Here is a 9,807-nt window from a genome sequence, read left to right as displayed (position 1 = left end):
CGAGGTCGGCGCCAAGGCGGCAAGCCTCACCATCATGGTCGGCGGCCCGGCCGCCGAGTTCGAGCGGGCGCTGCCGATCTTTGAGACACTCGGCAAGAACGTCACTTTGATCGGCGAGCAGAATGGCGCCGGGCAGACCTGCAAGATCGCCAACCAGATCATCGTTGCGCTCAACATCGAGGCCGTGGCCGAAGCGCTTGTCTTCGCCAGCAAGGCCGGGTGCGACCCGGCGAAGGTTCGCGGCGCCCTGATGGGTGGCTTCGCCGCTTCTCGCGTCCTGGAAGTGCATGGCCAGCGCATGATCGACCGGACCTTCGCCCCAGGCTTTCGCATCAAGCTCCACCAGAAGGATCTCAACCTGGCCCTTGACAGTGCCCGCGCCCTTGGCGTGGCGCTGCCGAACACCGCCATGGCGCAGCAACTGATGAATGCCTGTTCGGCCCATCCAGATGGCGCCGAGGCCGATCACTCGTCTCTCGTCCGGGCGCTGGAGATCCTCAGCGGCCACGAACTGTCAAAAGAAAAGGAGTAAAAACCGATGCGCGGAACCGGCAAGGCCGAGATCTTCGTGATGCTGGCCCATCCCGTGGCCCATGCCAAGAGTCCCGGCATATTCAACGAGATCTTCGAGCAGAAGGGCCTCGACAGCCTCATGGTGCCCTTGAGCTGCCGCCCGGAGGATTTCGAGACCTTCTGGGCCGGCATCACGGCAGCCGAGAATATCAGGGGCGTGATCATCTCGGTGCCGTACAAGGTTGCGGTCTACCACAAATGCTCTGCCGCGCATGACCGCGCCGCGCGGGTGGAAAGCGCCAACTCGGTGCGACGGCTGCCGGATGGCAGCTGGTATGCCGACAATTTCGACGGCGTCGGCTTCATCGATGCGCTCAAGGCGAACGGGCATCAGATCGCCGGTCGCCGTATTCTTCAAGTCGGTGCCGGTGGCGCCGGTGCCTCGCTCGCCTATTGTCTCGCGGAAGCCGGCGCCGACGAAATCCGCCTTACAGACATCGATACGGTGCGTGCCGGGAAACTCGCGGCGCTGGTTGGCCGCGCGTTCCCGAAATGCCGCATCCAGGTCGGAGAGGCCGAGCCTTCCGGCATGCATATGGCGATCAACGCCACGCCTGTCGGCATGCATGCCGGCGATCCGCTGCCGCTTGACGTCAGCCGGCTGACCCCGGATATGACGGTCGTGGACATCATCATGGAGCCTGCGGAAACCGCTCTGCTGCGGGCGGCCAAGGGGGTCGGCTGCCGCGTTCAACCGGGGCGCCCGATGATGGATTTCCAGGTCCGGGCGATGTCCGAATTCTTCGACATCGAAGGCAAGGACCGCGGCCATGGCTGAGACACCGACTGCCGTCGTCATCGGCGGCACCTCCGGCATCGGACGCGCTATCGCGCAGCGCTTCGCAGAAGACGGTTATCATGTGGTCGTCTCCGGCCGGGATGCGACGAGGGGCAATGAGGCGGCCGGCTCCTGCCAGGCGGCGGGCGCGCCGCGTGCGCTGTTTGTCCAGACAGATGTCGCAGATAGCGGCTCAGTCGAGGCTCTGGCACGGATTGTCAGCGACGGGTTCGGCACGCCTCACGTCGTCGTCAACTGCGCCGGCATCTTGCAGAGCGGCAAGTACGTCCTTGATCAGGATCTGGACGAGGACGAGAAGATGTGGCGGGTGAATTATCGCGGCACGCTGTTGGGGTGCCAGGTGTTTGGCCGGCTGATGTCGGCCGCCCGGCGAGGCGCGATCCTGAATGTCGGCTCGCTCGCCTCTTTCGCGCCGCTGTCGCTGCCGGCCTACACGCCGGGAAAGCATGCGGTCCTGGCCCTGACCCAGATCCTCGCCGCCGAACTCGGCCCGCATGGCGTTCGCGTCAATGCGGTCGCGCCCGGCTATACACTTTCCGATGGTTTGAAGACCAAGATCGCCAGGGGTGAACGCAACCCCGAGGCCATACAGGCCACCACGGCACTGCGACGCTTCGTCGAGCCGCGCGATGTCGCCGAGGCGGCATTGTTCCTCTGCTCGGAGCGCGCTGCTTCGATTACCGGCGTCACCTTGCCGGTCGACGCCGGCTGGCTGGTTCAGGCGCCTTACGCACAATATCTGCAGGGAAATCCCATCCGGCAAACGCCGGCTATCTGACAAGGATAATCCAGTGATCAATATCCCGCCAGTGAGCGACATCCAGCGCTTCGACTTCGATACCCGCATCCACCATGGCGTCATCCATAACGGCACGCTCTACCTCACCGGCCAGGTCGCGAGGCCCGGCCAGTCCGCGGCCAACCAGATGCGCGAGGTGCTCGGCAAGATCGATGCGCTGCTTGGCAAGGCGGGCACGGACAAGACCCGCATCCTTCATGTGCAGATGTGGCTGGACGACATCAGGGATTTCGACGAGGTCAATGCGGTGTGGGACGCCTGGATGCCCGGGGAGCACGCACCGGCGCGCTCATCGGGCGAAGGACGGATGGCGAAGCCCGGAATGCTGGTCGAGCTGATCGTCACCGCGGCGGTTTGAATGGTCCTGCCGGTTCGGGCATCATCCCGAATCTGGCGAGAGGGAGACTGATGACGAAGCGCAAGCCGCTTTCCACCGTCGTGGCGGAGAGCCTGTCCGAGAAGATCCGTTCCGGACAGCTGCTGCCCGGCGCGCAATTGCCGACTGAGGCGGAGCTTTGCGCCGAGTACGATGTCAGCCGCACCGTGGTGCGGGAAGCTGTGGCGCGACTGCGTTCCGAAGGCCTGGTGGTGCCGCAGCAGGGGCGCGGCATGTTCGTCAGCGAGACGCCGGCGCCGCGCAACTTCTCGATACCGGACGAAGCGCTCAGGACCTTGCCGGAAACCATTGCGCTGCTCGAGCTGAGGTTGAGCGTCGAGGTGGAATCGGCAGGATTGTGCGCGGAACGGCGCACCGATGCGGAAGCCAGCGCGATCCGCACCCTGATGGAACAGGTCGACGCCCAGCAGGCCGATCCCGCCGTCGTCCAGATCCACTACGACTATGATTTCCACCTGGCGATCGCCAAGGCGGCACGAAATGAATTCATTCACGGTTTCCTAAGCTATCTCGGGCCGATGATCGTCCCGCGCTTCCAGCTCGGCTATGTGGTCACGCCCGAACTCAAGGACAGCTACTACGCGCGCATACACAGCGAACATAAGACAATCGTCGACGCCATCGAAAGGCAGGATGGCCGCGCCGCCCGCCAGGCCATGCGCAAGCACCTGCACAACAGTCTCGGGCGGGTGCGCGCCCTGGCCCGAGCCTCTGGCGTGGAGGCAATCGAAGCCGAGCAGAAGGCGGCGGCGGCCTCACTTTTCACCGACATGAAAAGGCCTGTCTCGACGGGCGGATGAGGCCTCGCGAATTCGATCGCATCGGCGCGCCTGGGCCGAAAATTAGACATCCATTGCGAAAGCCGTGTTTTTTGTTCCGTCACCGGCTGCGCGGGTTTCCCAAGGGCTGAAGGCGCCAGCTTGCCAGCGTTTCCCTGGGTTTTCGGCTGCTGCGGTTATCCGAACACCCCAAGGGATTTTGGGGGCATCCGAAATTTTCGAAAGTTTATCTTTCCTTTTTGCTGGTTTTCTTGGTTTCGCGGCATCGGCCCGGGCCGCAAACTGAAAACAGACAATCAGGAAAGCCCACGTGACGACAGCCTTCATCACCGGTGCGACGAGCGGCATAGGGCGGGCCATTGCGATCGCGCTGAGCGACGCCGGCTACGACGTCTATGCGGTCGGGCGCAGCCAGGCCGCGCTCAAGGAGCTGCAGGCACAGCGGCCCGGCATCGTGCCGATTGCCGTCGACGTCACCGATCGCGAGGCCCTGGAAGCGGCCCTGGCGGATCTCACCATCGACGTGCTGATCAACAATGCCGGGGTCATGCCGCCGCTCGGCAACTTCGCCGATATGAAGATCGCTGACATCGACACCACGCTCGAGGTGAACCTCAGCGCGGCAATCCTGCTCACGCGCCTCGTCGTCCCGCAAATGCGCGAGCGGCAGTCCGGGCATGTATTGTTCACCGGCTCCACGGCGGGCCACGCGGCATACTCCAACATTGCCGTCTATTCAGCGACCAAGGCGGCGATATCAGGCTTTGCAGCAGCGCTGCGCGCCGACCTCTCCCCATCGGGCGTACGCGTCACCGAGATCGTTGCCGGCCGTGTCGAGACGCAGCTCTACCAGGACATCCTCGACGCCAACGCGCGCGCAGCCATGTACGCCAGCAAAGTGGTGCAGCCGGATGACGTGGCCAGGATGGTCGTCGCTGTGCTTGGGCTCCCCGCGTGGGCCGACGTTACCCGTTTCGACATCATGCCGACTTGGCCAACCTCGCCAAGCGGTACCAAGTAAGGAAAACTGGGATGAAAGATCTTTCCGTTCTGATCGTTGGCGGTGGTGCCGGCCTCGGTGCCCTCTTAGCCGAGATGGCTGTCGAGGCCGGAGCGGCAAAGATCGGCATCATCGACATCAACCAGGAAGCCGCCGAGTCCGCGCTGGCGACCGCGAAGGCCAGGGGACTGCCTACCGCAACCGCCCTTTGCGACATCCAGGTAGGCCCACAGTGCCACGCCGCATTCGAGGCGATCGTTTCGAAACTCGGGCGCGTCGACACGCTGATCAATTGTGCCGCGATCTACCCTCGCCGCCCGCTCCTCGAAATCACCGACGCCGACTGGGATGCCTCCAACGGCATCAACATCAAGGGCACCTACCACATGATGGTGGCGGCGGTTCGCCACATGCAATCGCAGGAGCCGAAGAGCCACGTCCGCGGCCGGATCGTGAACCTGACCTCGGTCGACGCCTTCAAGGCGCATCCGCAGAACGCTCACTATGCGGCGACCAAGGCCGCCGTCGTCAGCCTTACCCGATCCTTTGCCCATCACGTGGCGAAGGACGGCATTCTGGTGAATTCGGTGGCGCCGGCCGGCATGGCGACGGAGAAGGCAAAAGCGCTCGGCTTCCTGGAGGAACTGGCCAAGGCGAGCCCGCTCGGCCGCGGTGCCGAGCCAAAGGAAATTGCCGAGTGGGTGCTGATGACGGGCAGCCCCAAGAACACTTACATGACCGGTGAAAACGTAATTGTTTCAGGTGGTTACATATACGCCTAAGCCTCTTTCGCCGCGGGCGACTGAACTCTGGGAGTGCATGACCGAGGCAGTGCATGACCGACCGGGCCACAAGCAGGGAAAGGAACGGAATTTTCGATGACCGGCAAGCTGCGCCTCCCCTCGCTGAATGCTCTGCGCGTGTTCCACGCGGTCGCGCAGCACAAGAGCTTTCGGCAGGCGGCGGATGAATTGCTGGTCACGCCGCAGGCCGTCGGACAGCAGATCAAGCTTCTGGAGGATACGCTCCAGGTAACGCTGTTCGAGCGTAAGGGCCGGTCGATCGAACTGACCGAGTCGGCCATTCTTCTGTCGCACTATGTCAAAGCCGGCTTCAACGAGTTTGCCGAAGGCGTTCGCCGCGTCACCAAGTCGAACTATCGGGACCGCATCAACCTGAATGCGAGCCCATACTTCGCCACGCACTATCTCCTGCCGCGGCTTTCGTTGTTCCGGGAAATCTTGCCGGGCGCGGATCTGCGCCTGACGACGATGGTCGACCTGCCCGATTTCGGGCGCGACGATATCGATATGACGGTCCAGTGGGGCTACGGCAACTGGTCCGACTATGAAACCACGTTGCTGGTGCCGGACCCGAAGATCATCTGCTGCACGCCGGCGATCGGCGAAAGGATCAAGTCGGCGCATGATCTGACACAGTTCACGTTGCTCGACACCGTCAAGTCGAAGCGTCTGTGGCCGGACATATTGCGCCACCTTGGCGTGGAGCTGACGGATGGCGACCGCAGCATCAGCTTCGACGACGCCGCGACCATGCGCCGGGCGACCTTGCAAGGCATAGGTGTGGGCTTGGTTTCCGTCATCGACGCCGAGGAAGATTTCCGGGCGGGCACGCTGGTCGCGCCGATCGGCCGCGACGCCATTGCCGACATGAAGCCGGAGGAAGTCCCGGGCTTCTATCTTGTCGTCCCACGCGGACATCTGCGCGTGAAGGCGGTCGCGGCACTTCACCGATGGCTGGCTCAGCAGGATTGGCGCGGCGACCTCACGATTTCCTCGTTACCGAAACCGGCCCCGCTTTCCGACTAGAAGCGGCTTCGAGACCGAGGCCTGAAAGACGCCTTTCGGGCCTCCAACAACAAGAAACCAAACAACCTCAACAGTGGAGACGGAACATGAAAATGATCAAATGGGGGGCTTCGGCCCTGGCCCTTGGCCTCGTGCATTTTGCGGCGCCGGCGGAAGCCGCCGGCGGCAAGACGCTCGAAACCGTCAAGGCACGCGGTATGCTGAACTGCACCGGCCATGACGGCTCCTATCTCGGCTTCGCCGAGGTGGACGACAAGGGCAACTGGAAGGGCATGGACATCGACCTCTGCAAGGCGGTGGCCTCGGCCGTGTTCGGCGACCCTGCGAAGCTGAAAGTCGTTCCTATCAGCTGGGCCCAGCGCTGGCCGGCCCTGCAGTCCGGCGATGTCGACATCATCGTCAAGGCCTCGGGCGGCACGCTCAGCCGCGACACCGAACTTGGGCTGCAGTTCTCCATGTCCTACTATCTCGGGACCACCAAGGTGATGGCGCACAAGGAGCTGAACCTCAAGTCGCTCAAGGATGCCGCAGGCGGCACGATCTGCATTCCCGCCGGCACCTCGCAGGAACAGCAGGTCGCTGCCTATACTGCCAAGCTAGGCATCAAGCTCGAACCGGTGCTCATCGAGAAGACCGAGGAGCTCGAGCAGGCCTATTTCTCGGGACGCTGCGATCTTTATGCGCAGTGGGGTCCGACACTGGCCATTGCGCGCATCGCCAAGAGCAAGGTCGACGACCATGTCATCCTTCCCGACGTGCTCGCCGTCGAGCCTGAAGTCATGATCATGCGGCAAGGCGACGACAACTGGGTCGACATCGCCAACTGGACGCTGAGCACGCTGATCTTTGCCGAGCAGGAAGGCATCACCTCGAAGAACGTCGACGAGATAAAGGCCAAGCCGACTTCACCGCAGGTCGCCAAATTCCTCGGCGTCACGCCAGGCATGGGCAAGGGTCTCGGGCTCTCCGACGACTGGGCCTACAAGGTGATCAAGAACGTCGGCAACTACGGCGAAATCTTCGATCGCGATCTCGGCAAGGACTCGCCCTACAAGATGGATCGCGAACTGACCAATTTGTGGAACAATGGCGGTGTCCTGTTCCCGCTGGTTGTTGATTGATCCGTTCTGAACGCATCCCGCTCCAGGTCCCGCCCGGCTCCCGCCGGGCGGGACCGCGCGGCAATTCGGGAAGGATTTCTGAATGGTCAGCCTGCTGAGAAATCAAAAAGTCCGCAACGCACTGTTGCAGATCCTGTATGTCGGCTCGATCGCCGCGATGGTGCTTGCCGGCATTGTGATCGCCAGACAGAACCTGGCGGCGCAGGGGATCACCTCCGGATTCGACTTCCTGTTCAAGTCGACGGGCTGGGACCTGAACTTCTCGCTGCTGCCCGCCACGGCCAACGACCCTTATTGGTGGTACTTCCTCATCGGGATCATCAATACGCTGTTTCTGGGAACCGTCGGCCTGACGCTGGCGACGATCGTCGGAACGATCGTCGGCCTGGCGCGGACATCCTCGAACGAATTGGCCCGGCTGCTCGGCCGCACCTATGTGGACATCTTCCGAAACATCCCGCTGATCCTCCAGGTTTTTTTCTGGTATGCCGTCATCACCCATCTGCCGACGCCGCGCGCCGCGCATGAGGGATGGGGCTTTCTCCTCACCAGCCGGGGGCTTTACATCCCGTTCCCCAATATCAGCAGCGCCGCGCTCGCTGCGGCGACATTGGCTGTGATTGCCGCCATCGCGCTGCCGATCTGGCTGGGCAGGACATCGCGCCTCAGCCTGCCGGTCGGCCAGCGTGGCGGCATTCAGCTTGCCGGCACGGCGGCGGCACTTGCCTGCGCGGCCATCGTTCTGGTGGCCGGCCGCCTGGCCGACTCGCCGCTACTCGATTTTCCGGCGCTGCAAGGTCTCAATCTGCGAGGCGGCCTGCGCATTCCGCCGGAGTTTGCGACACTGGCCATCGCGATCGCCATCTATGGCGGCTCCTACATCGCCGAGATCGTGCGCGGCGGGTTCAAGGCTGTCGGCAAGGGCCAGGTCGAGGCGGCTCTTTCCCTGGGCCTCGGCCCGTGGCGGGTCTTCATGCTGGTGCGGCTGCCGCTGGCACTACGCGCCATGCTGCCAATCCTCGCCAACCAGTATGTCTGGCTGATGAAGGCGACCACAATGGGCATCGCGGTGGGCTTCACCGATTTCTTCATGATCGTGGCGCTGACGATCAACCATTCCGGCCAGACAATCGAAGCGATCGGCATCCTGATGGCTGGCTTCCTCGTCATCAACCTCAGCCTCGCCGCCATCTTCAACCGCATCAACAAAGCAATCGCCCTCAAGGGCAACCAGTTGAGGGGGTGAGGGATGGAAATGGTCGTTGTCGCCCCTCCTGCCATTGGCAAGATCGAGGATCTGAGGCGGCGCTTCTTTGCGACGCCCCTGCAGGCATTGCTGTCGCTGGCTTCCCTGGCGGTCATGGTCTTCCTGGCCTGGAAGCTCCTGAATTGGGCGGTTTTCTCGGCTGTCTTCACGACGAGCGGCGGACCCGAAGCCTGCCAAGCGGCGGCGGGAGCCTGCTGGTCGGTCATTGCCGCGCGATGGCGCATCATCCTGTTCGGCCTCTATCCCTATGACGAGCAGTGGCGGTCGGCCCTGGCTTGCCTGATCGTCGTGGTCATGACGGTGCTAAGTTGCGTTCCAGCCTTCTGGACGGGTCGCCGCATCGCACTCGTATGGGGAGCCGGAACGGCGCTTTTCTACGTGCTGATGAAGGGCGGCGTGCTTGGTCTGCCCTATGTCGGCGAGGAGGCCTGGGGCGGACTGGCGCTGACCCTGTTCATCTTCGTGACCACCTGCCTGATCGGCCTCCCGCTGGCGATCTGCCTGGCGCTGCTGCGCCGCTCCGGCCTGCCATGGATTTCCCGCACCACCGGCCTCATCATCGACGGGGTGCGTTCATTGCCTCTGATCTCGATCCTGTTCACCTTCGCCATCGTGCTGCCGTTCGCACTGCCGCAATGGCTGGTGGGCGACAAGCTGTACCGGGTGATCCTGGGCTCGGCCCTGTTTTTTTCCGCCTACCAGGCGGAGATCGTCAGAGGTGGGATGCAGGGCGTTCCCAGTGGGCAAGAAGAGGCAGCCATGGCGCTTGGCATGCGCTATTGGCAGCGCGTCGGCCGCATTCTTCTACCGCAGGCCATGCGCAATGCGCTGCCGGCGACGATCAACCAGTTCGTGATCTCGTTCAAGGAAACTTCGCTGGTGATCATCGTCGGCTTCTTCGAGATCCTGGCCTCCGGCAATGCCGCCTACGGCACCGGCGAGTGGCGCTTCGCCTATGTCGAGGTCTATGCCTTCATCGCCTTCATCTACTTCATCTTCGTGTTCAGCCTGTCCCGCTATGGCGCTTTTCTCGAGCGCCGTATGTCGGTCGGCGAACGATAGGGGGCGTTTACGTGATTTCAGGAAACTCGCCCCGATCCAGCGGCCCCGCGGTGCTGATCGAAAATCTCGACAAATATTACGGGACATTCCAGGCGCTGCGAAAGGTGAGCTTGTCCGTGGATCGCGGCGAGAGGATCGTCGTCTGCGGCCCGTCCGGCTCCGGCAAGTCCACCATGATCCG

General features: G+C 63.0%; 13 protein-coding genes. 12 read left to right on the top strand and 1 reads right to left on the bottom strand.

Annotated features, from left to right (window positions below):
* From EOC06_RS21890 to EOC06_RS21870, 5 genes are all read left to right on the top strand, one after another.
* Window positions 1–532: NAD-binding protein (locus tag EOC06_RS21890; protein WP_164898683.1), on the top strand; the 532-nt coding region annotated here is incomplete at its 5' end.
* Window positions 533–538: 6 nt separating this feature from the next.
* Window positions 539–1,351, top strand: coding sequence for a shikimate dehydrogenase (locus EOC06_RS21885; protein WP_128308767.1), 813 nt, complete (start codon window positions 539–541; stop codon window positions 1,349–1,351).
* Window positions 1,344–2,150, top strand: a complete 807-nt coding sequence (locus EOC06_RS21880; protein WP_127268819.1) for an SDR family NAD(P)-dependent oxidoreductase — start codon at window positions 1,344–1,346, stop codon at window positions 2,148–2,150. Before EOC06_RS21885 ends, EOC06_RS21880 begins: the two co-directional genes overlap by 8 nt.
* A 31-nt stretch (window positions 2,151–2,181) precedes the next feature.
* On the top strand, window positions 2,182–2,529 hold the full coding sequence (locus EOC06_RS21875) for a RidA family protein (protein ID WP_128308769.1): 348 nt from the start codon (window positions 2,182–2,184) through the stop codon (window positions 2,527–2,529).
* Window positions 2,530–2,579: 50 nt separating this feature from the next.
* The gene (locus EOC06_RS21870) at window positions 2,580–3,368 is read left to right on the top strand and encodes a FadR/GntR family transcriptional regulator (RefSeq protein ID WP_164898681.1); all 789 of its coding nucleotides are present in this window, start codon (window positions 2,580–2,582) and stop codon (window positions 3,366–3,368) included.
* Between the two features lie 42 nt (window positions 3,369–3,410).
* Here the strand turns inward: EOC06_RS21870 and EOC06_RS21865 are convergent, their stop codons facing one another.
* Window positions 3,411–3,674 carry a hypothetical protein gene (locus tag EOC06_RS21865; RefSeq protein ID WP_128308765.1) on the bottom strand — a complete coding sequence of 88 codons (264 nt, stop codon included), beginning with the start codon at window positions 3,672–3,674 and terminating at the stop codon, window positions 3,411–3,413.
* On the opposite strand from EOC06_RS21865, the gene EOC06_RS21860 reads away from it, so the two are divergent.
* From EOC06_RS21860 to EOC06_RS43105, 7 genes are all read left to right on the top strand, one after another.
* Entirely contained in the window at window positions 3,658–4,368 is a 711-nt protein-coding gene (locus tag EOC06_RS21860; protein WP_127321703.1) for an SDR family oxidoreductase, read from the top strand. The two genes, EOC06_RS21865 and EOC06_RS21860, sit on opposite strands and share 17 nt — an antisense overlap.
* Before the next feature lie 11 nt (window positions 4,369–4,379).
* On the top strand, window positions 4,380–5,129 hold the full coding sequence (locus EOC06_RS21855; RefSeq protein ID WP_127321702.1) for an SDR family NAD(P)-dependent oxidoreductase: 750 nt from the start codon (window positions 4,380–4,382) through the stop codon (window positions 5,127–5,129).
* A 96-nt stretch (window positions 5,130–5,225) separates the two neighbouring features.
* Complete coding sequence (locus tag EOC06_RS21850) at window positions 5,226–6,176, top strand: LysR substrate-binding domain-containing protein (RefSeq protein ID WP_023810154.1); 951 nt, start codon at window positions 5,226–5,228, stop codon at window positions 6,174–6,176.
* A gap of 86 nt (window positions 6,177–6,262) precedes the next feature.
* A complete protein-coding gene (locus EOC06_RS21845) occupies window positions 6,263–7,297 on the top strand; it encodes an amino acid ABC transporter substrate-binding protein (protein WP_128308764.1) in 1,035 nt (344 codons plus the stop codon).
* 82 nt (window positions 7,298–7,379) lie between these two features.
* A complete protein-coding gene (locus tag EOC06_RS21840) occupies window positions 7,380–8,543 on the top strand; it encodes an ABC transporter permease subunit (protein WP_127267662.1) in 1,164 nt (387 codons plus the stop codon).
* Between the two features lie 3 nt (window positions 8,544–8,546).
* Window positions 8,547–9,626 (top strand): amino acid ABC transporter permease, encoded by a 1,080-nt coding sequence (locus EOC06_RS21835; protein ID WP_128308763.1) that lies wholly within the window; start codon window positions 8,547–8,549, stop codon window positions 9,624–9,626.
* An 11-nt stretch (window positions 9,627–9,637) separates the two neighbouring features.
* A partial coding sequence (locus EOC06_RS43105; protein ID WP_128308762.1) for an ATP-binding cassette domain-containing protein occupies window positions 9,638–9,807 on the top strand: 170 nt, incomplete at its 3' end.

Origin of the sequence: Mesorhizobium sp. M7A.F.Ca.MR.362.00.0.0 (assembly GCF_004023175.1) — a bacterium.
Taxonomy (GTDB): domain Bacteria; phylum Pseudomonadota; class Alphaproteobacteria; order Rhizobiales; family Rhizobiaceae; genus Mesorhizobium.
This window is presented reverse-complemented; position numbering and strand designations above follow the sequence as displayed.